Source organism: Anaerolineales bacterium (genome assembly GCA_025808555.1).
GTDB lineage: Bacteria > Chloroflexota > Anaerolineae > Anaerolineales > UBA11579 > JAMCZK01.
Genome location: CP075526.1, coordinates 606357 through 627998, shown reverse-complemented (window position 1 = coordinate 627998; position 21642 = coordinate 606357). Strand labels below are relative to the sequence as shown.

Here is a 21642-nt window from a genome sequence, read left to right as displayed (position 1 = left end):
ATAACTTGTCGCTATAATGCCAACCATGGAAAAAGAACAGCTTGAGAAGAAGGTGCAATGGCTGGACGAAGAGCGCCGCAAGGCCATTGCCGAAAATGAAGAGCTGAAGAAGCGCCTGGAGGTACTGGAGCGCAGCCTGTTGCGCTCTCAGAAGACCAGCGCCTCCCGTTCGGAGAGCAAGGCCAAGGTCAAGTCTCTGGCTGACCAGGTGGGCGAGCTGGAAACCGAGCTCAAGAACCAGGGCAGCCAGTTCAAGGAGCAGATCCTCGAGCTCAGCAGCCAGCGCAAGACTCAGGGCAAGACCCTGGCCCAGGAGCAAAAGGGCTTATCCAAGGTCCTGGATGACTTCCGCAAAGAGATCAGCGACCTGCAAGCCCTGCGCAAGGGCTTGAACGAGCAATCCCAAGCTGTCCTAAAACTGAGCGGCTCGGTTGAGCGCCTGGAAGAGGCGGTGACCGAGGTGGAGCGTGGCGAAGAGCAACGCGCCAAGGTCGCCAAGAACATTGAAAAGAATAGCCAGCAAGACATCAAGCGGCTGACCGAAATGCACGCCGAGGTGGCGGCATTGATCAGCCGCCTGGATACGGCTGCCAAGCGAACCGAGCTGATCCTGGACGGCCAACGCAAGGTGGATAAGCGCGTGGACGAGGTCTTCGAGGCCGAGGAGCAGCGCAAGCAGGCGCAGCTCGCGTTCCTGGAGCAGGCCGGCGTGCAGGAGGAAGAGCGCAAGCGCACCATGAAGGAATGGGGCAAGCGCTTTGAGCTGGTCGAAGAGCAGTCCAATTCTCTGATGCGCCATCTCAAGGAGCTGGAAACCACCGACCTGGCCGTCAAGCGCGCCCAGCGATCTTTTGATGAGCTGGTGGAGAAGATCAACCGCCGCGTGAACGAGCTGAGCGAGATCCAGCGCCTTGGCGAGCAACGCTTCCGCCAGGAATGGTCAACCTTCCAGGCGGATTCGCAAAAACGCTGGGCCAATTTCACCCTAACCCACGAAGAGCAGCTGCGCGAAGAGAGTCGCCAGCGCGAGAAGCTGGTGGATCAAAGCACCTCGCTGGAAGACAACCTGCGCGAGGTGCAAGACAACTTGCAGCACCTCACCGATCAGTCTGAACGCAACCTGCAAACCTTGCTCGAGCTGGCCCGCGACTCGCTCGCCGAGAACGAGCGCTTCATCAGCAACCAGCGCTAACCAAAAAGCTCAGGCATATGCCTGAGCTTTTTTTATTTGTCAATAATCCTGCTACCGTTTGCGCATCAGCCGTGTCACCAGGCTGTCAAGTTCCTCATCCGAGTAATAAAACACCGTAATGCGCCCACCCTTGCGGCTGTGCTGCAGGTTCACCTTGGTGCCCAGGGCGTCGCGCAACTCATCCTGCAAATTGCGTATCTCCGCGCTCTGCCCGGCTTTGCTGGCTTTCTTCGGCTTTACGCCACGCAGCTTGCGCACCAGCTCTTCGGTCTGGCGCACGTTCAGGCTTTGGCTCACCACCGTGCGCAGCGCCGCATTCTGCGCCTGCGTGCTGTCAAGACCCTTGAGAGCGCGGGCATGGCCTTCGCTGATCTCTTCGTTCAGCAGGGCTTTCTTCACTGCCTCGCTGAGCTCCAGCAGGCCCATCGTGTTGGTGATCGCTACACGGCTCTTGCCCACCCGGCGGGCGATCTCTTCGTGCGAGAGCTTGAACTCGTTGTGCAATTGCTGGTACGCCTCGGCCGACTCAAGCGGGTTGAGATCTTCACGCTGCACGTTCTCCACCAACGCCAGCTCCACCAGGTCCTGGTCGTCCGCCTCGCGCGGCACGACCGGCACAGTGGCAAGCCCGGCCAGCTTGGCGGCTTGCAGGCGGCGTTCGCCGGCGATCAGCGTATATTTCCCGCCGCCTTCGTCCTTGACGATCAGCGGTTGGATGACGCCATAGGTGCGGATCGAGTTGGCCAGTTCGCTCAGTTGCTCTTTGGCAAAGTGGGTGCGGGGCTGGTGCGGGTTGGGGCGTATCGCAGCCACGGCCACCTGCTGCACATCGCTGGGCTTGATGGCGCTTTCAGATGGAATGAGCGAGTCAAGCCCGCGGCCTAAACGAGACTTTTTCATATCACGCGCTCACGGCAGCCTGCACGCCGTCTCCTTCCAACAGTTCCTGCGCCAGCTCGCGGTGCGCCTCGGCGCCCGGCGAATTGGGGAAATAGGCAATGATCGGCAGCCCGTGCGAGGGCGCCTCGGCCAGGCGAATGTTGCGCGGAATAACCGCCTTGAAGGTCTCGTCCTTGAAGTGGCTGCGCACCTGGCTTACCACCTCGTCTGAGAGGCGCGTACGGTTGTCATACATGGTGAGCAGCACCCCGCGCACGCGCAGGCGCGGGAACAGCGCCTTGCGCACGCGCTCGATGGTGCTGAGCAGCATGCTCAGCCCCTCGAGCGCCAGGTACTCGCACTGCACAGGGATGATGATGCCGTCTTGCGCCGCCACCATGCCGTTGAGGGTCAGCAGGCCCAACGAGGGCGGGCAGTCGATCAGGATGTAGTCGTATTTGTCTTTGAGCGGGGCCAGCGCTTCGCGCAGCTTGTTCTCGCGGGCCAGCTCGTTCACCAGCTCCACCTCAGCGCCGGCCAGCGCCGGGCTGGCCGGCAGCAGCGAGAGCTTGAGCTCGGGGCTGACCAGGATACTGTCGGCCGCCGAGTGCAGCCCCATAATGGCTTCGTAAGTGCCACTCTTGACTGTCGCTTTGTCAATCCCTAGGCACGAGGTGGCATTCGCCTGCGGGTCCAGGTCCACCAGCAGCACACGTTGGCCAAAATGGGCCAGGTAGGCGCCCAGGTTGATCGTCGTGGTGGTCTTGCCCACGCCGCCTTTTTGGTTCACAAAGGTATAGATACGTGCCATCAGGCCGCAGCCTCCGCCAGCAGGTCAAACAGTTCATCCCGGGTAGGGATGCCTGCCAAGCCGGGCCGCGTCACCGAATGGGCTGCCACCTGGGCAGCCAGCGCCGCGGCCTGCCGCGGCTGGCCGCTGCGCTGCAATTGCAGCAGGAAGGTGGCCGCGAATACATCGCCCGCGCCGGTTGGGTCTACTTCCTCCACGATAGGGGTCTCGATGCGGGTCATCTCGCCTTGGGTATATAAAGTAGCGCCAGCCTTGCCTTCGGTTACCAGCAGGATGGGGCACAGGGCGGCCATGCTGTCAATGCGGGCCTGGTCGCCACCTATATCTTCTAGTCCTAGAATACAAGCATCCAGCCGGCTAAGAATCAGATCCGCCTCCAGCCAGTCGGCCGGCTGCACGCGGCCGTCGGCGTCCCACTCGCGCAGCCAGCCTTGCGGCGTGGCCCCGCGCAGCGCATCCGGGTAGTAGCTCAGGACGCGCGGTGAGACTTCCTGCGCAACCGGCGCCAGGTGCAAAATACTGGCCGTGCGCCACGCTTCAGGGATGTGGTGAAAATCAAGTTCAGGGGCCTGGTGCAGAATGCGTTGGGTGCGTGCGCCGTCTATGTAACTGTTCTCAAAGCGCGTGCTGTGCTCTGCGCCGATGTTGAGGATGGCGATGCCTTCCAGCGCCTCGGCGGGCATCTCTTCGCCCCACCCGGTCAGGATGCCGGCGCGCAGGCCGAAGGCCCGCGCCGTCAGGGCCGCATAGGCGGCAGAGCCGCCTATGCGTGGCCCGTCTGGCGTATCGTCAATCGTGATGTGCCCAATGGCCAGATAATCCACCGGCTCCATGCGTCTGCTGTACAGCATGGCGGGATTATATCGTTTGCGGCTCGGGCTCTTTGGTCAATTACAGGCTGCCAAGGAAAGCAGCGACTACCTCATTGAACTTCTCCGCTTGTTCCAAGTTCGGCACATGCCCGGCTTGAGGGATCAAATGCAGCTGGCTATTGGGGATGGCAGCCGCCATCCCCTCCGCTTCGCTCTTGGGAATCACCTGATCTTCCTCGCCGTGCACCACCAGCGTAGGCGCGCTGATCTGGCTCAACAGCGGGGTCGAATCCGGGCGGTCGCGCATGGCGGTCAGTGCCATCACTACGCCCTCGGTGGTGGCTCCAGCCATGATGGCCTTGAGCTCCTCGGCGGTTTGCGGCTGGGCTTCGTAGTTTGCGGGGGCCAGCAATTTGGGGAACATGCCTTCGCCAGCGGGGGCAGGACCCTGTTCGCGAGCGGTGGCGATCGCCTTGTCACGGTTGGCCTTGGCCTCGGCGCCATCGGCCCCGGCGCGGGTGGAGAGCAGCATCAGGCCTCGCAGCCGTTCGGGGTATAGGCGGGCGATCGCCAGGGCGATATAGCCGCCCATCGAAAGCCCGCCGATGACGGCTGGGCCGGTAATGCCCTGGGCATCCAGCACGGCCATGCAGGCATGCGCCAACTCATCAACCGAGGCTTGCGCCTCGGGCGCAGCCGGGCTGCTGCCGAAGCCCGGCAGGTCAGGCGCCAGGATCTGGGCGGTATCCGCCAGCCCGCTGAGCTGGGGCTGCCACATGCGGCTGGTGAACGGGAAGCCATGGATGAGCAGCACAGGGGTGCCTGAACCGCTGATCTGGACGTGCAGAGGGGGGATTTTTGTGTCAGTCATACTGAAAGTGTAAGCTATTTTGCCAAAAAATCAAAAAACACCCACAAAATATAAGGATTTATAAATTGGGCATTGACAAAATCTAAATCAAAGTTTATTATTCTTGCAACTAAGGAGCTTAAAATGTTTATTTCTTTTCTTTCTCGTTTCAAATTCTTTTTCTAGAGCTTAGGCTTAATGATTCACTCAGAAGCACAGCCTACCGGTTGGCAGCGCCCATTCTTCCAGGTGTGGATAGGGCAGGCGCTGTCACTGCTTGGCAGCCAGCTCGTGCAGTTCGCCCTGGTGTGGTATCTCACCCGTGAAACAGGTTCGGCCACCGTGCTGGCCACCGCTACGCTGGTGGCCATGCTGCCCAACATCGTGCTTGGCCCCCTCGCCGGCTCCGTGGTGGACCGCGGCGTGCGCAAGCGCATCATGATCCTGTCGGACGCTGGAATCGCCATCGCCACCCTGGTGCTGGCAGCGCTCTTCGCGCTCGATGTAGTGCAGATCTGGCATATCTATGTGCTGCTCGGCCTGCGCTCGCTGGGCCAAAGCTTCCACAGCCCAGCCTTCAGCGCCTCCACTTCATTGATGGTGCCGAAGGAGCATCTGCCGCGCATTCAGGGTGTGAATCAAATGCTCAACGGCGGGCTCAGCGTGGTGGCCGCACCACTAGGCGCTTTCCTGCTTGAATTCCTGCCGACCCAGGGCGTGATGGCTATTGACGTTGTCACCGCCACCATCGCCATTCTGGCGGTACTGCCCGTACGTATTCCACAGCCCGTACCCGCGCAAGCCGAAACCAAGCCGGGCTTCTGGGCAGATTTTCGCGATGGTCTTTCTTATGTAATCACCTGGCCGGGTCTGATGCTGCTGCTGGGTATGTCCATGCTCATCAATGTACTCTTCAGCCCGGCGATCTCATTGTTGCCATTATTGGTCACCCAGCACTTTGAGCAGGGCGTGATCCAGCTCGGCTGGTTGCAAGGCCTGTGGGGGCTTGGCATTGTGCTGGGTGGTGCGCTGCTGGGCGCGTGGGGCGGCTTCAAACGCCGCATCTATACCTCGCAGCTCGGCTTGCTGGGCCTTGGCCTGGCCTTCGGCCTGATGGGCTTGCTGCCGCCCGGCGGGTTCACCTTCGCCCTGGCATGCACGCTGCTGGCGGGGCTGATGCTGCCGCTATCCAACGGCGCCTTCTGGGCCGTGATGCAGGCCACCGTTGACCCTGCCCGCCAGGGCCGCGTGTTCTCACTGGTGATCAGCCTGGCGAGCGCCATGGCGCCAGTAGGTTTGCTGCTGGCTGGCCCCATCGTTGACACATATGGTGTGCCGTTGTGGTATCTGGTGGCCGGTGGTTTGTGCATCTTCATTGGAGCCTTTGGTTTGATGATCCCCGCCGTGCGCGATCTAGAAGACGGACGCCCTGAACCTTCAAAGCAGCCGGCTCAACCCGCCGCTTCGCAGAACTAAGCTCACTGACAGCTGACAACTTTGCCTGAATTCATCCGTAGTGCATCCTGAGGAGAGAGAATGACCGAACAAGCAGATCCGCTAGAGCAACAAAACTGGCAGCGCCGTTTCTTCACCATCTGGACTGGCCAGGCCTTTTCCATCCTGGGCAGCCAGCTGGTGCAGTTTGCCCTGGTGTGGTACCTGACCCGTGAAACCGGCTCGGCCGTGGTGCTCACCACCGCGACCCTGGTCGCGTTGCTGCCTAGCATCTTTCTCGGCCCGCTGGCTGGTTCCTTCGTAGACCGCGGCAACCGCCGCCGCATCATGATGATCGCTGATAGCTGCATTGCGCTGCTCACGCTCACCTTGGCGATCCTGTTCGCGCTGGACCTGGTGCAGATCTGGCACATCTATGTGCTCATGTTCCTGCGCTCGCTGGGCGGCAGTTTCCATGGCCCGGCCATGGCCGCTTCCACCTCGCTGATGGTGCCCAAGCGCCATCTCGCCCGCATCCAGGGCGTCAACCAGATGTTGGGCGGCGGCCTCAACATCATCGCCGCCCCGCTGGGCGCCTTGCTGCTGGAGCTGCTGCCGATGCAGGGCGTGCTGGCCGTGGATGTGGTCACCGCCTTGCTGGCTGTGACGCCGTTGTTCTTCTTCCAGGTGCCGCAGCCGCCCGCGCCGCCCGCCGGCGCCGAGCCGACCAGCTTCTGGCAGGATTTTCGTGCCGGCTTCCGTTACGTCTTTGAATGGAAGGGCCTGATGATCATTTTGCTGATGGCCACCGCCATCAACTTCATGCTCACCCCGGCCGGCGCATTGACCCCGCTGCTGATCACACAATACTTCGAAGGCGGGGTGAAGGACCTGGCGCTGTTCGATGCCGTGTTCAGCGTTGGCGTGATCGCCGGCGGCTTGGTCCTCGGCGCCTGGGGTGGCTTTAAGCGCCAGGTGGCCACCGTGCTGGTGGGGATCATTGGCATTGGCCTGTTCTCCTTCGTGGTCGGCGTGGTGCCGCCCAACGCCTTCCTGCTGGCGGTTGCCGGCATGTTCGGCGTGGGCATCGCTGTACCGGTCACCAATGGCTCGCTGGGCGCTATCTTCCAGACCGCGGTGGACCCCAACATGCAGGGCCGCGTCTTCACCCTCATCGGCAGTTTTGCCACCGCCGCCTCACCGATCAGCTTGGTGCTTTCCGGTCCCTTGTCTGATCAGTTTGGCGTGCAGACCTGGTACATGGCCGGCGGCCTGGTGTGTGTGCTGATCGGCGCGGCAGGCTTCTTCATGCGCCCGGTGATGAGCGTGGAAAAAGGCCACCCGCGCACCCAGGCCGCGGAGGCGGCTTCGGCGGCCACGACAGGCTAACAAACTTGTTTGGTTAGGCAGGTAAGGATTGCGGCTACGCTTGCGTCTGCTGAAGTAGGAGCAAGTGATCTCTGCACTTCTCTCCTCCCTTGAGATCGCAAACGGGCGCGGCGAGGCGCCCGTTTGCGCTTAAAGTAAAAGACTGCGCCATTGGCGCAGTCTTTTTTTTTATTGCAAACTAGCCGGAGATGGCTATCGTCTCCAGCAAAATAGGAGCGCTAGCCGGGCTGGGCAGCAAGCGGCCCTGCATTGACCATGGGCCGGTCCAGGTGATCTGCACCGGCAACACCTGGCCGCGCAGGCTGGCATCACTCTGCACGAAGACCAGCTTATTCGTTTCCGTGCGCCCCTTCCAACGGCCGCGCACTTCTTCCTCAAACAATACTGTCACAGTCTCGCCCATGTAACGGGCGTTGATCTCGCTCAGGATGGCTTCCTGCTGGCGGTCAAGCACTTTGAGGCGGCGCATCTTCTCGTCCTCGGGCACATCGTCCACCATGCGGCGGGCGGCCACCGTACCCTCGCGGGTCGAATAGCGCGCCAGGTGGGCCACATCCAGCTTGAGCTCGGCCAGCAGTTGGCGCGTACCTTCGAACTGCGCCTCGCTCTCGCCGGGGAAGCCGACGATGATGTCAGTAGCGATCGATACGTGCGGAATGATGCGGCGAATACGCTCCACCAGTGCGCGGTACTCCGCAACCGTGTAGCCGCGCTTCATGTTGGCCAGCACTTCGTCATCACCGGCTTGCACCGGCACTTCAATATGTGGCATCACTTTGGGCAGGGCGGCCACCGTCTCCAGTAGCTCGTCGGTCATCCAGTTGGGATGCGAGGTCAGGAAGCGGATGCGCTCAATGCCATCCACTTCGCTCACGTGGCGCAGCAGGGCGGGCAGGTTGGGGCCGTCTGGCACGTCTTTGCCATAGCGGTCGACGATCTGGCCTAGCAGGGTCACTTCCTTCACGCCCTGCGCCGCCAGCGAGCGGATCTCGGCCACGATCTCGCCCAGCGGCCGGCTGCGTTCGACGCCGCGGCGGTAGGGGATGATGCAGAACGTGCACGCATGCGAGCAGCCATACACCACCGGCACATGCGCGCTCACCAGGTTGCCGCGTTCCTCGGCAGGCAGGATCAGCGATTCATCATCCATGGCGTCAAAGCGCTGCTGGGTGTCCTGCAGTTCAATGTAACGGCTGTCGTCCTGGGTCAGGTGGGCAACCAGCGGGCCGGGGTCGGAGGGCGGCGAGAATACATCCACAAACGGCAGGGCTTCGCGCAGCTTGTCCTGCCCCTTTACGCCCACCATGCAACCCATCAAGTTGATGGTCACATCTGGCTTGGCCTGCTTGAGCGGCTTGAGCGAGGTAACCCGCCCCATGGCCTTGTCCTCGGCGCTCTGGCGCACCACGCAGGTGTTGAGCACGATGACTTGCGCGTCCTCGATCACCGGTGTGGCCTGGTAGCCCAGCCGCTCCAGCGCCGAAGCGACCCGCTGCGAGTCGGCCACGTTCATTTGGCAGCCCTCGGTCCAGATGTGGTATTTCATGGTCAGGGATTATAGCTAAATCAGCGCAACAAAAAAGCGCACTCGTATGAGTGCGCTTTTTTGTTGATGTAGCATTATTAGTCAGCGTCCAGATCCAGCACGACGCTGTAATCGGCATAGTCCACGGGAGCTGAGGCCAACGGGTAGGGGTTGACCTCCACCAGGGTCACGGTGAACTCGCCCACGTTGGTGGAATTCACATCGCCGGCGCTCATGTCGCCCAGGGTCAGCACCACCACGCGGGTGTTGTTGCCCTCCTGGATCGCAAATTGTGCCTGCACGAAGCCGGACGTTAAGCAGATCGCATCGGCCGGGCAGCGACTGTCTTGCACGATTCCGGCAAAGGTTAACACCGAGCCGGACTGCACGTCATCCAGGCTCTCGCCCGGCTTCATTTCCGCCTGGCCGGCCTCAAACACTCGGTTGCCCGCCGCTGGGCTGCAGGCGGCCACCAGCAGCAGTAGTGCGCTTAGTAGAACGATACTCCATTTCGTGGTTTCTCCTTAGTGTGTGTGCTAAACGCCAGCTGCGTGGCAATAGTTCCCGTGCACACACACTACAATACTTAGCCTGCACTCAAGATAGCTGGATACAATCAACCCGATGCGTATTCGTAACATTGCTCTTGGTTTGCTCGGCCTGCTGGTCCTGGCCTTGCTGGTGTATCAGATCCCCTGGGTCAAAGAACGTTTGGAATGGCGCCTGGACCTGGCGCAGGTCTTCGTGCGCAGCCGCCTCAACCCCGTCGGCGAGCTGCCGCCGCCCCAGATCGCGGTCAGCAGCCCGGTTTTCCAGCTCACGCAAACTCCCATGCTGACCACCCCCACCGCAACCCTACAGGCCACCCCAACCCCGCTGCCACCCAGCGTGTTGCTTCCGCCGCCTGCGCACGTTACCCAGGGCCCAAACAACTGCGGCCCGGCCACATTAGCCATGTACTTGCGCTATTACGGGTGGGATCGGGACCAATACACCATTTCAGATGTCATCAAGCCAGTCACTGCCGACCGCAATGTCAATGTGGATGAGTTGGATCATTACGTGCGCGTGAACGTTGGCGCGCTCAATACGCTCTTCCGCGTCAACGGCAGCCTGGAGCTGATCAAGCAACTGCTCGCCGCTGGCGTTCCGGTCATGGTTGAAAAAGGCCACGTCATCGAGATCGACTATCTTTTCAACGATGACTACTGGAACGGGCACTATGCCCTGGTGACCGGCTATGACGATGCCACGCAGGAATTTATCTTCCAGGATAGCTACAACGGCCCTGACCAGCGCATGGGCTACGAAGAATTTGACATGTGGTGGCAGCACTTCAACCGGGTCTATAACCTGGTGTTCCGGCCTGACCAGTCCGAGGTGGTGCAGGCTATCCTCGGCGATGATTGGGATGCCAGCGTCAATCGCCAGAATGCACTGGTTGCCTCACAAGAAGAAGTGCAGCAGCAGCCGGATAATGCTTATGCCTGGTTCAATCTGGGCATGAACCAGGTCAATCTTGCCGATTATGCCAACGCGGCCGTCTCCTTTGACCAGGCCCGCGTGATCGGGTGGCCCATGCGCATGCTGCGCTATCAGTTTGGGCCCTTCTTTGCCTACTATCACACCAACCGCTTGGAAGACCTGCAGAAATTGGTGGACTATGCGCTGGTCATCACCCCCAACTCAGAAGAAGTGTTGATCTGGCGCGGCTGGCTGATGCAAAAGCAGGGCGACCATGCCGGTATGCTTGAACAATTCAACCTGGCCCGCGCCGCCAACCCCAACTCCAGCTACGTCGAGCTGGCCTTCAGCTCCATAAACCAGTAGTCAGGTTCACTCTTAGACCTTTGTAAGAAACTCCAGCAGGGCAGTTATTTTCTTGACTGCCCTGTTTACGCTTGTTAAAATGAGTAAAGTATGCTTTTAGCACTCTCGATGTGAGAGTGCTAAAACAAGACACCTATGACACCGCAACCACTCAGTGAACGCCAGAAGCTGATCCTGGGCCTGATCGTCCAGGATTATGTCGAGAGCACCCAGCCAGTCGGCTCCAAACGCCTGCTGGATCAATATGCGCTCGACTTCAGCTCGGCCACCATCCGCAATGACATGGCCGAGCTTACCGAGGCTGGCTACCTACGCCAGCCGCACACCTCGGCTGGCCGCGTGCCCACCGAAGAAGGCTTCCGCTTCTTCGTCGGCGAGCTCATGGCCCGCCAGGAGCTGCCGGCCTCCCTCAAGCACACCATCAGCCACCAGTTCTACCAGGCCCGCCACGAGACCCAGCAGTGGATGAAGCTGGCCGCCTCCGTACTGGCCAACCAGTCCCGCGCCGCCTCGCTCATCACCGCCCCGCAGACCCAGTCGGCGCGCTTCAAGCACCTCGAGCTCATTCTGACAACCGGCCGGCAGGTACTGATGGTGCTGGTGCTGGAGAACGGCCTCATTCGCCAACAGATGCTGGCCCTCAAAGATTCCGTAGACCAGGAGCGCCTCAGTAGCATGGCTGCCAAGCTTAATCAGCACCTGCGCGGCGCCACCCTGGATACGGTGCTGCCGCCCGCGCCCGAAATGGGCGAGCTGGCTGGCGAGATCTACAAGCTGGTGCATGCCGAGCTCCAGAACACGCAGAGCCCGCTCACCGGCGAGGTGTTGCAGGACGGCCTGACCAACGTGCTGGCCCAGCCAGAGTTCAGCGATGCGGATTCGGCCCAGCGCGCCCTGCGCGTGTTCGAGGAGCGCCCCATGCTGGCCGATTTGCTGGCGCAGACCTTGATGAACAGCGAGATCGGTGGCGTGCAAGTGCTTATCGGCGGCGAAGGCCGCTGGGAAGAGCTGAATGACTTTTCGCTGGTTCTGGCGCGCTACGGCACGCCCAACGCCGCCAGCGGCTACCTCGGTGTGCTTGGCCCCATTCGCATGTCGTACGGTCGCGCCGTTTCCACCGTTGACTATGTTGCCGGCTTGCTCAGCGGCATGATGGCCGAAACCATGAGTACACAGGACTGATCTAGGACATGATGGACGAGACAACCCAAACACCTGAAGAGATGCAACCAGCCCATGGCGAGACCGCCGCGGACTTGGGCCTGCAGCAAGAGCTGGCCGCCGCACATGCCAAGGCCGCCGAGAACCTCGAAGGCTGGCAGCGCGCTCAGGCCGAGTTCGCCAACTACAAAAAGCGTATGGCGCGTGATCAGGAGCAGCAAGAGGCTGAGATCCGTGGCCGCGTCATCAAGCGCTACCTGGAAATTGTGGATGACCTGGAGCTGGCTCTCAAGAACCAGCCCGCCGGCGAAGACTGGCCCAAGGGTATCGAGCTGATCTATCGCAAGCTGCTCGGCTTCCTCGACGCCGAAGGCGTCACCCGGGTTGACCCGCTGGGTCAACCCTTCGACGCCAACCTGCACGAAGCGGTGGTGCAGGAAGATAACAACGAATACGAGAGCGGCACCGTGACCGAGGTGCTGCGCACTGGCTACAGCCTGGGCGAGCGTGTGCTGCGCCCGGCCGCCGTCAAAGTTGCAAAATAGCAATCATTCTGAGGAGAAATAGACATGGCAAAAATTATCGGTATTGACCTGGGCACCACCAACTCCGTTGGCGCTGTGATGGAAGGCGGCGAGCCGGTCGTCATCCCCACCGCCGAAGGTGAACGCATCGTTCCCTCCGTGGTGGCCATCAACAAGAACGGCGAGCGCCTCGTCGGCCGCCCGGCCCGCAACCAGGCCGTGGTGAACCCGGAGAACACCATCTACTCCATCAAGCGTTTCATGGGCCGCAAGTTTGATGACTCCGAGACCTCCAAAGCTTTGGAAGTTGTGCCCTACAAGATCCACCAGGCCAGCAACGGCGGCATCGAAGTCGAGATGGCTGACAAGCGCTATACGCCGCCCGAGGTCTCGGCCATGATCCTGGCCAAGATCAAGGCCGACGCCGAAGCCTACCTGGGCGAACCCGTGACCCAGGCCGTCATTACCGTGCCGGCCTACTTCAACGATGCCCAGCGCAACGCCACCAAGGACGCCGGCAAGATCGCCGGCCTGGAGGTGTTGCGCATCATCAACGAGCCCACCGCTTCTTCTCTGGCCTACGGTCTCGACAAGCAAAAGAATGAGATCATCGCCGTGTACGACCTCGGTGGTGGTACTTTTGATATCTCCATCCTCGATGTCGGCGATGGCGTCTTCCAGGTGCGTTCCACCAGCGGTGATACCTTCCTGGGCGGTGATGACTTTGACCAGCGCATCATTAACTGGCTGGCCGATGACTTCAAGTCCCAGAATGGCATTGACCTGCGCCAGGACCGCCAGTCTCTCCAGCGTCTGAAAGAAGCCGCCGAGAAGGCCAAGATCGAGCTTTCCTCGTTGCAACAAACCGAGATCAACCTGCCCTACATCACCGCCGATGCGGCTGGCCCCAAGCATCTGGTCACCAAGCTCACCCGCGCCAAGCTGGAGCAGCTCACCGAAGACCTGATCGAACGCACGCTGGCCCCGGTGCGCCAGGCCCTCAAGGACGCCGATCTCAAACCAGGCGAGATCAACGAAGTCGTATTGGTGGGCGGTATGACCCGCATGCCTGCCGTGCAGGAAGCCGTCAAGAAGCTGTTCGGCAAAGAGCCGCACAAGGGCGTCAATCCTGACGAAGTCGTCGCCGTAGGCGCCGCCATTCAGGCCGGCGTACTGGGCGGCGATGTCAAGGACATCCTGCTGCTCGACGTGACCCCGCTGACCCTGTCCATCGAGACGCTGGGCGGCGTAGCCACCCCGCTCATCGAGCGCAACACCACCATTCCCACCCGCAAGAGTCAGGTGTTCTCCACCGCCGCTGATAATCAGAACCAGGTGGAGATCAACGTGCTGCAGGGTGAGCGCCCTATGGCCGTAGACAACAAGTCGCTCGGCAAGTTCGTGCTCGACGGTATTCCGCCCGCCCCCCGCGGCGTGCCGCAGGTGGAAGTGACCTTTGATATCGATGCCAACGGCATCATCAATGTCACCGCCGCCGACAAGGCCACCAGCCGCAGCCAGCACATCACCATCACCGCCTCCTCCGGCCTCTCGGATGACGAGGTCGAGCGCATGCGCAAGGACGCCGAGTCCCACAAGGCCGAGGACGACAAGCGCAAGGAGCTGGTCGAAGCCCACAACACCGCCGACAGCGCGATCTACACCGCTGAGAAGACCCTCAAGGACCTAGGCGACAAAGTGCCCGCCGCCAGCAAGCAAGAGATCGAAGATCTCGTCGCCAAGACCCGTGAAGCCCTGGGCAGCGAAGATGTCGCCGCCATGAAATCCGCCACCGAAGCCCTGATGGAGCGCCTGCAGAAACTGGGCGCCGAAGCCTACCAGGGCGGCGGTGCTGCGCCCGGCGGCCCGGAAGCTGGCTCCGGCGGCGACGCCGGTTCCGGCAGCGCCGGTAGCGGCCCTGCCAACGGCGAAGACGTCGTGGACGGCGAGTTCAAAGAAGCGTAGGCTGGCGTACGCCAGCCTGAGGAGTTCGCCTTTGGCGAACTCCTTGGCAAATTAACCCATGGCCGCAAAACGCGACTACTACGAGACCCTCGGCGTTCCTCGCAACGCCACGGCGGAAGAGCTCAAGAGTGCCTTCCGCCGTTTGGCGCGCCAATACCACCCGGATGTGAACAAAGACCCGGGCGCCGAAGAGAAATTCAAAGAGCTCAACGAAGCCTACGCGGTGCTCTCGGATGACCAGAAGCGCGCCGCCTATGACCGCTACGGCCACGCCGGCATGGATGGCTTCGGCGGCATGCCTGATTTCACCAACATTGATCTCAGCGATCTCTTCGGCGAGATGTTCGGCTTCCCCTTCGGCGGCCGCCGCACGCGTGACCGCAATGCCCCCGCCCGCGGTGCCGACCTGCAATACAACCTGACCCTTGACTTCGAAGAAGCCGTCTTCGGTGTCGACAAGACCATTGAGTTCTCGCGTGACGAGATTTGCCATCACTGCAGCGGCAACCGCGCCGAGCCGGGCAGCAAGGCCCACACCTGCACCACCTGCGGTGGGGCCGGGGAGGTGCGCCGAGCGCGTGCCACCCTGTTGGGCAACATGATCCAGGTCACCACCTGCCCCGACTGCCGCGGCTCCGGTGAGCTGTTCGACAAGGCGTGCAGCGTGTGCAACGGCGTGGGCCTCGAGCGCAAACAGGTGCGCCGCGAGGTCAAGATCCCTGGCGGCGTGGACAGTGGCAACCAGGTGCGCCTCAACGGCGAAGGCCAGCCGGGTATGAACGGCGGCCCGCAGGGCGACCTGTATGTGGCGCTCAACGTGCGCAATCACAAATTCTTCCAGCGGCAGGAGAACAACATCCTGCTCGATCTGGATATCAACATTGCCCAGGCCACCCTCGGCGCCGAAGTGGAAGTGCCCACCGTTGACGGCCCGGCCGTGCTCAGCGTGCCCTCCGGCATCCAGCCCGGCAAGGTGCTGCGCATGCGCGGCAAGGGTGTGCCGCACCTGCGCGGTGCCGGTCGCGGCGACCAACTGGTCATGGTCAACGTCGCCGTGCCCACCAAGCTCAGCGCCGATCAGCGCCAGCTCTTCGAGCAGCTCGCTGCCACCATGGGCACCGAGGTCCAGCCGCGTGAAAGCGGCTTCCTCGACCGCCTAAAAGACGCCTTCGGCGGTTAAGCCAACCCATCGTCATTGCGAGCAAGAGCCGCACAAGGTGCGGCTCTTTTAACAAGCGTAGTGTGCGCTGCGCACAGCACACACTATCGACGAAGCAATCTCCAAGTTGAGCCTGCAGCAGCTGCCTCGCCAGCACGCCAACCGTGTCGCCCTGAGCGTAGCGAAGGGTACCCTCAGCGCCCATTTCAGCATCACCTCTTTCGGCGGTAAGCTAGCCCTGCCATTGCGAGCAATCCCCATTCAAGCCATCTACCATAAAAAGCTACTCAAAGCATGTCTTGTCCTGCGGCGCCATGTTGTCAAGGGGGATAAAATCTGCTGATGTTCCGGCGCATTCTTCGCATCGTCCTCATCATTGCCCTCGTGCTTGGCATCCACTCTGTGGGTTTGACCGCCCTGCGCATTCGCCAATATGCCCATGTGGACGAGACCCAGCCCGCCGAAGTGGCCGTGGTGCTGGGCGCTGCCGCCTGGCGCAACCGCCCATCGCCGGTCTTCGCCGAACGTATCAACCACGCCATCGAGCTCTACAATCGCGGCATGGTGCGCGCCATCATCTTCACCGGCGGCTACGGCCGCAACCCGCAGGTGGCCGATTCCGAGATCGCCCGTGAATACGCCATCCAACGCGGCATCCCTGCCAGTGTCATCTATGTGGAAACCAACTCCACCGATACCGAAGAGAACCTGATCGAAGCCCAGAAGCTGATGCAATCGCTGGGCTTCACCAGCGGCCTGCTGATCAGTGACCCCCTGCACATGTACCGCGCCCAGCAGTTGGCCGCTGAGCACGGGCTGTCGCTCTACTCTTCGCCCACGCCCACCAGCCGCTATCGCTCCACAGTGTCCCGCGTGGTCTTCACCCTACGCGAGACGTACTCGATCTTCCTGCACTGGCTGGAGGGCGCGCCAAGCTGATGCCCGCCTCCTGGTTGCGCATTGCCCTTGAAGTTGAGCCTGAGCTAGCCGAAGCCGTCTCCGAAGTCTTGGCGCGCCACATCCCCGGCGGGGTGGTGATCGAGAGCACCGCCATCCAGGCCGATGCCGAGGACGAAGGTACTGTGATCGGCAACCTGCGCGTGCTGGGCTACATCCCGCACGACGCCCAGCTGGAGCAGCGCCGCACGCAGATCGAGCAAGACTTGCGTTACCTCGCCCTCATCCAGCCCATCCCCGCGCCGGCCTACGAGCCGGTGCAGGAGCAGAACTGGATGGAGGCCTGGAAGCAGCACTACAAGCCGCTCACCATCGGTGAGCGGCTGCACGTCGTGCCGGCCTGGTACGCGGAAACGGATGCGCCCGCCGAGGGCGGCCGCATCCGTGTGCGCATAGAACCCGGCATGGCCTTCGGCACTGGCGTGCACCCCACCACCCAGCTCTGCCTGCTGCTGGTCGAGCAGCATGTCCAGCCGGGCAATTCAGTCTTAGATATTGGCTGCGGCTCGGCCATTCTGGCCATCGCCGCCATGAAGCTCGGCGCGGCCCAGGCCGTGGCCGTCGATATTGACGTCCAGGCGCTCGACAACGCCCGCTTGAACGCCGAGCTGAACGATGTCCAGGTCGAGATTGGCCCCGGTTCCGTGGCCGAAGTGCTGGCCGGCGAATACAGCCTGCAGCAGGCGGATGTGGTGCTGGCAAACATCCTCGCCCCCGTGCTGGTGCGCCTGCTGGCCGCCGGGCTGGCTCGCCTGGTGGCGCCGGGCGGCGTGCTGGTGCTCTCCGGCATCCTCAACGAGCAGGAGCCGGAACTGCGCACCGCCCTCAGCGCGGCTGGCTTCGCCATCCTCGCCGAGCAGCGCAGCGGCGATTGGCTGGCCTTAGCGGCCAAGCACGTGTAGCTGCATGCATACACGTGCTTCCTGAGCCGGTAAGAACGTCACCACCTGAATGCCGAACCCAACCAGCGAAGGATCCTCGCTGGCGAATCTTCTTTGATGCGTTAGAACTAACCATACGCGTAGTAAGGTTCCCTCGCTTCGCTCGGGACGCACAGGAGAATCTCTGCCCCCGATCCCAATTTGCCTTAGAATCCCACCGTGCAAATAGACGTCTTCACCCTCTTCCCCGAACTCTTTCCCGTCTACCTCGATGCCAGCATCCTCGGCCGCGCCCAGCAGGCCGGCCTGCTGGGCGTCGGCGTCCACAACATTCGCAGCTACGCCACCGACAAGCATCAGGTCACCGACGACACGCCCTTCGGCGGGGGCGGGGGCATGGTGATGAAGCCTGAGCCCATCTTCGCCGCGGTCGAGGCGGTCCTCGGTGCGCCGCCCGCTGGGCCCGTCATCCTGCTCAGCCCGCAGGGCCGCGTCTTCACCCAGGCCGTGGCGCAGGAGCTGGCCCAACACCCCCGCCTGGCGCTGATCTGCGGCCGCTACGAAGGCGTGGACGAGCGCGTCCGCCAGCACCTGGCCACCGACGAGATCTCCATCGGTGATTTTGTGCTCACCGGTGGCGAGCTGCCCGCCCTCATCCTCATCGATGCGGTGGCCCGCAATCTCGCTGGCGTGCTCGGCCAGGTGGATGGTGCCCTCACCGATTCGCACGCCACCGGCCTGCTCGAAGGCCCGCACTACACCCGCCCCGCCGAGTTCCGCGGCTGGGGTGTGCCGCCCGCGCTGCTCTCAGGCGACCATGCCCGCATTGCCCGCTGGCGTCGCCAGCAGGCCCTGCGCCGCACCGCCGAGCGCCGCCCGGATCTTCTGGATAAAGCCAGTCTGAGCGACGAAGACCGCAAGTTGCTTGAAGACAGTGAGAAGTGAGCGGTGAACAGTGAGAGCAGGCAGTCTCGCACGGCTCCTGCTCACTCTATTCCCAATTCCCACCCCCTTCTCACGCTTCACTTAACCTCCCACAGGTAAAATCCATTCCATGTATCTGAGAGGTTCACGCTGGCATATGCAGCGCCAGCGCAAAAAGCGCCGCTCCAACCCGGCGTTCATTGGTTTGCTGGTCATGCTTATCGCAGCCGGCATTTACTTCAATAACTACGTTATTCCCACCATCCCGCTGCCCAGCGCGCCTACGCCCACACCTACGCGCGACCCTGAGTCCTTCATCTCCGCCGCCAAGACCGCCTTCAACGAAGGCAATCTGCTGAACTCCATCGAGAGCTACCAGCAGGCCATCATGCTCTCGCCGGGCAACCCCGCCATCTATCTGGAGCTTGCCCGCGTGCAGGTGCTCTCCGGCCGCTACGAGGCCGCCCAGACATCCGCCTCCAATGCCCTCCTGCTCAGCCCGGATAACCCCACCGGTCATGCCATCCTGGGCTGGACGCTGAACTATCTGGGCGACCGCAGCAGTGCCGAAGCTGCCCTCCAGCGCGCCCTCCAGCTCGACCCGAACAGCGCGCTGGCACACGCCTTCTACGCCGAGTACCTGGCCGATATGCAGGAATATGTTCAAGCCGGCGAAGAATCGCGCATTGCCCTTGAGCTGGATAACACCCTGCTGGAAGTACGCCGCGCCCGCGGCTATGTTCTCGAGACCACCGCCAATTACGAAGAGGCCGCCTTCGAATACCAGCAGGCCATGGCCATCAATGACCGCATCGCCGGTCTGCACCTGGCCCTCGGCCGCACCTACCGCGCCTTGGAGCGTTACGACGATGCCATCGAGCAGTTCGTCATCGCCGATTCGCTCAACCCCGCTGACCCCATCCCCAATACCCAGATCGGCCTCATCTACATCACCACCGGTGAGTTTGGCCGCGCTGTGCAGGCAATGCTGCAAGCGGTCAGCGAAGACCCGGGCAACCCCATCCGCCACGGCAATCTTGGCGTCGCCTACTATCGCAACCGCCAGCCGGTGGAAGCCATCGACGCCTTCACACTCGCCATTCGCGGCGGCATGACCGAGAACGGCGTCGCCGTTCAAGGTCTGCCGCTGGAATACGGCCAGGTGGCTGCCTTCTATTACATGTACGGCCTCTCGCTGGCGCGTGAAGGCCGCTGTCCCGAGGCCCTGCCCATTGCCCAGGGCCTCATCGCCGCCGTGCCTGAAGACCTGATTGCAGTCTCCAACGCCAACGAGATGATCTCAATCTGCTCTGGCGGGGGCGGATAGCTATGCGCGTCACCAACCGGCGCTATCTGTTCCGTGACCCCGGCCGGCAATCCAATCCCTGGCGCCTGCTCTTGTGGGGCACACTGATCCTGGCTGGCATCAGCACGTTGCGCGGCATCAGCGCCGGGACCATCGAGCCGCTCTTCCTGCCCACCGCCACCGCCACGCGCAGCGCCACCTCTTACCGTGAGGAGGGTACCGCCTTCTTCAACGCCGGCAACCTGGATGCCGCCATCGCCGCCTATCAGGACGCGCTGGCGGTCAACCCCAGCGATTACGTCGGTTGGACCGAGCTGGCCCGCATCCAAACCTATTCCGCCAGTCTGCTCACCCAGGACCGACGCCGCACCCGCATGGCCGAGGCGCGCCAGAGCATTGACACGGCCGTCACGCTGGCCCCGCAAGACAGCATGGCCAATGCCGTTAAAGCCTTCGTATACAACTGGAGCGGCAGCTCGGCCACCAACGCCGCCGAACGCCAGGCCTTCGTCTCCGAGGCCAGCACCGCCGCCATCCTCGCCGTGCAGCTCGACAACCGCAATGTGCTGGCCCAGGCCTACCAGGCCGAGATCCTGGTAGACCAGCAGCAATATGACCAGGCCCAACAGCGCGCCCAGTTGGCTATCTCCCTTGACCCCAATTCGCTGGATACCCGCCGCGTGTACGCCTATGTGCTCGAAGCCAGCGGAGCGTACTCTGCCGCCATCGAGCAATACCAGTTGGCCGCCGAGCTGGCCCCCAACCTCACCTTCCTCTACATCTCGATCGGCCAGAACTACCGCCAACTTGGCCTGCACGACCAGGCGCTGGAGTATTTCGACCGCGCCGCCACGATCAACAATGTGCTCGGCATCAGCGATCCGCTGCCCTATATCGCTATCGCCCGCACGTATTCGCGTGATGGTGAGTTCTACGCCGCAGCGCTCAACGCAGAGCGCGCCATTGAGATCGACCCCACCAACCCGGATTGGTACGGCCAACTGGGCATCGTGCGTTTCCGCTCACGCAATTACGAAGGCTCCATTCCGGTTCTTATCTGTGCCGTGCAAGGCTGCTCGGCCGAGGAGAACACCGAAGAGGATGTAGCCGTCATCGGCATGACCCTCAACGATACAACTTTGCCGTATTACTACACCCTCGGCTCGGTGCTGTCGGCTCTCGACCAGTGCCCACAGGCTTTCCCGGTGCTCGAGGCGCTGCGCGCCTCGTACCCTACCGATCCGGTGGTAATGGGTATTGTGGATGAGAGCTTCCAGGTGTGCGCCAATCTCGCAGCCCGCGCGGGTCAGTCCAGCCCCACACCGGCTGCACCCATCGCCACGCCAGACCCATAGTAGGTGCACCGCGGTGCGCCCTCTCAAATCACCATACCAATGCCTTGACATCCCGAAAGTATTAACCAAATCGTCGGAAAATTAAAAGTGCAAACTTTACGGGCAAAACAATTAACCTGGGTTAAAACTTTGTTGCTTCGCCGGGCAAAGCCTCCCCTCGTTTCCCAACCTCAAATGTCAGAAATGTCTCAGAAACTCGTCCAGGCCCTTGATATCTCTTGACTTGCCTCCCCAAACTGGTTATTATCTGGCCGCTTTAGCACTCAATCTGTTAGAGTGCTAAGGGTGGGCAGATATCTTTTGGGCTACAGCCCATACCCCCACCCGCAAAACGAACAACATCTTTCAATTTGTTTTAGGAGGCATTTGTATGGCTCAGAATCTCAAACCGCTCGCTGACCGCGTCTTGGTGGAGCCCATTGAGGACGAGGAGATCACTCCAGGCGGCATTGTGCTGCCCGAAACCGCCAAAGAAAAGCCCCAGCGTGGCAAGATCCTTGCTGCTGGCCCGGGCGGGCGTGATGATGATGGCAAGGTCATCGCCATGGAAGTAGCTGTTGGCGACATCGTGCTGTTTGCTAAATATGCTGGCACGGAGATCAAGGTGGAAGGCAAGAAGCTCATGATCTTGCGCCAGTCTGACCTGCTGGCCATCGTTGGCTAACAGCATCAACAGCCTCATTACTAC

Annotated in this window: 20 protein-coding genes; 14 read left to right on the top strand and 6 right to left on the bottom strand. The window is 61.8% G+C overall.

Going from position 1 to position 21642, the window contains the following annotated elements; translation table 11 throughout:
• Window positions 1-25: 25 nt before the first annotated feature.
• Window positions 26-1192, top strand: coding sequence for a hypothetical protein (locus KIT08_03390; protein ID UYN90289.1), 1167 nt, complete (start codon window positions 26-28; stop codon window positions 1190-1192).
• Window positions 1193-1243: 51 nt separating this feature from the next.
• On the opposite strand, the gene KIT08_03385 is transcribed toward KIT08_03390, so the two are convergent.
• The 4 genes from KIT08_03385 to KIT08_03370 are packed head-to-tail and all read right to left on the bottom strand — an operon-like array spanning window position 1244 to window position 4565.
• Window positions 1244-2092 (bottom strand): ParB/RepB/Spo0J family partition protein, encoded by an 849-nt coding sequence (locus KIT08_03385; GenBank protein UYN90288.1) that lies wholly within the window; start codon window positions 2090-2092, stop codon window positions 1244-1246.
• Window position 2093: 1 nt separating this feature from the next.
• On the bottom strand, window positions 2094-2882 hold the full coding sequence (locus KIT08_03380) for a ParA family protein (GenBank protein UYN90287.1): 789 nt from the start codon (window positions 2880-2882) through the stop codon (window positions 2094-2096).
• Complete coding sequence (locus KIT08_03375; protein ID UYN90286.1) at window positions 2882-3733, bottom strand: hypothetical protein; 852 nt, start codon at window positions 3731-3733, stop codon at window positions 2882-2884. The genes KIT08_03380 and KIT08_03375 overlap by 1 nt, the downstream gene beginning before the upstream one ends.
• A 40-nt stretch (window positions 3734-3773) precedes the next feature.
• Window positions 3774-4565, bottom strand: a complete 792-nt coding sequence (locus KIT08_03370; GenBank protein UYN90285.1) for an alpha/beta fold hydrolase — start codon at window positions 4563-4565, stop codon at window positions 3774-3776.
• A gap of 177 nt (window positions 4566-4742) precedes the next feature.
• Here KIT08_03370 and KIT08_03365 point away from each other — a divergent pair, with 177 nt between their 5' ends.
• Both KIT08_03365 and KIT08_03360 read left to right on the top strand, forming a co-directional pair.
• Window positions 4743-6020, top strand: coding sequence for an MFS transporter (locus KIT08_03365; protein ID UYN90284.1), 1278 nt, complete (start codon window positions 4743-4745; stop codon window positions 6018-6020).
• A 60-nt stretch (window positions 6021-6080) separates the two neighbouring features.
• Window positions 6081-7367, top strand: a complete 1287-nt coding sequence (locus tag KIT08_03360; protein UYN90283.1) for an MFS transporter — start codon at window positions 6081-6083, stop codon at window positions 7365-7367.
• A gap of 178 nt (window positions 7368-7545) precedes the next feature.
• Here the strand turns inward: KIT08_03360 and miaB are convergent, their stop codons facing one another.
• Window positions 7546-8913, bottom strand: a complete 1368-nt coding sequence (gene miaB / locus KIT08_03355; GenBank protein ID UYN90282.1) for a tRNA (N6-isopentenyl adenosine(37)-C2)-methylthiotransferase MiaB — start codon at window positions 8911-8913, stop codon at window positions 7546-7548.
• Window positions 8914-8990: 77 nt separating this feature from the next.
• Entirely contained in the window at window positions 8991-9365 is a 375-nt protein-coding gene (locus KIT08_03350) for a hypothetical protein (protein UYN90281.1), read from the bottom strand.
• Window positions 9366-9516: 151 nt separating this feature from the next.
• Between KIT08_03350 and KIT08_03345 the strand changes: the two genes are divergently transcribed.
• The 11 genes from KIT08_03345 (at window position 9517) to groES (ending at window position 21618) form a co-directional block, all read left to right on the top strand.
• Complete coding sequence (locus tag KIT08_03345; GenBank protein ID UYN90280.1) at window positions 9517-10722, top strand: C39 family peptidase; 1206 nt, start codon at window positions 9517-9519, stop codon at window positions 10720-10722.
• Between the two features lie 135 nt (window positions 10723-10857).
• The gene (gene hrcA, locus KIT08_03340) at window positions 10858-11904 is read left to right on the top strand and encodes a heat-inducible transcription repressor HrcA (protein ID UYN90279.1); all 1047 of its coding nucleotides are present in this window, start codon (window positions 10858-10860) and stop codon (window positions 11902-11904) included.
• An 8-nt stretch (window positions 11905-11912) separates the two neighbouring features.
• Window positions 11913-12428, top strand: coding sequence for a nucleotide exchange factor GrpE (locus KIT08_03335; GenBank protein ID UYN90278.1), 516 nt, complete (start codon window positions 11913-11915; stop codon window positions 12426-12428).
• A 24-nt stretch (window positions 12429-12452) separates the two neighbouring features.
• Window positions 12453-14372 (top strand): molecular chaperone DnaK, encoded by a 1920-nt coding sequence (gene dnaK, locus KIT08_03330; GenBank protein ID UYN90277.1) that lies wholly within the window; start codon window positions 12453-12455, stop codon window positions 14370-14372.
• A gap of 58 nt (window positions 14373-14430) precedes the next feature.
• Window positions 14431-15552 carry a molecular chaperone DnaJ gene (gene dnaJ / locus KIT08_03325; protein UYN90276.1) on the top strand — a complete coding sequence of 374 codons (1122 nt, stop codon included), beginning with the start codon at window positions 14431-14433 and terminating at the stop codon, window positions 15550-15552.
• A gap of 321 nt (window positions 15553-15873) precedes the next feature.
• Window positions 15874-16470: a YdcF family protein gene (locus KIT08_03320; protein UYN90275.1), complete on the top strand. Its 597-nt coding sequence runs from the start codon at window positions 15874-15876 to the stop codon at window positions 16468-16470.
• On the top strand, window positions 16470-17390 hold the full coding sequence (gene prmA, locus KIT08_03315) for a 50S ribosomal protein L11 methyltransferase (protein ID UYN90274.1): 921 nt from the start codon (window positions 16470-16472) through the stop codon (window positions 17388-17390). The genes KIT08_03320 and prmA overlap by 1 nt, the downstream gene beginning before the upstream one ends.
• Before the next feature lie 198 nt (window positions 17391-17588).
• Window positions 17589-18314: a tRNA (guanosine(37)-N1)-methyltransferase TrmD gene (gene trmD / locus KIT08_03310; GenBank protein UYN90273.1), complete on the top strand. Its 726-nt coding sequence runs from the start codon at window positions 17589-17591 to the stop codon at window positions 18312-18314.
• Window positions 18315-18423: 109 nt separating this feature from the next.
• A complete protein-coding gene (locus tag KIT08_03305; GenBank protein ID UYN90272.1) occupies window positions 18424-19620 on the top strand; it encodes a tetratricopeptide repeat protein in 1197 nt (398 codons plus the stop codon).
• Window positions 19621-19622: 2 nt separating this feature from the next.
• A complete protein-coding gene (locus tag KIT08_03300) occupies window positions 19623-20954 on the top strand; it encodes a tetratricopeptide repeat protein (GenBank protein UYN90271.1) in 1332 nt (443 codons plus the stop codon).
• Window positions 20955-21324: 370 nt separating this feature from the next.
• Window positions 21325-21618 (top strand): co-chaperone GroES, encoded by a 294-nt coding sequence (groES, locus tag KIT08_03295; protein UYN90270.1) that lies wholly within the window; start codon window positions 21325-21327, stop codon window positions 21616-21618.
• Window positions 21619-21642 lie beyond the last annotated feature (24 nt).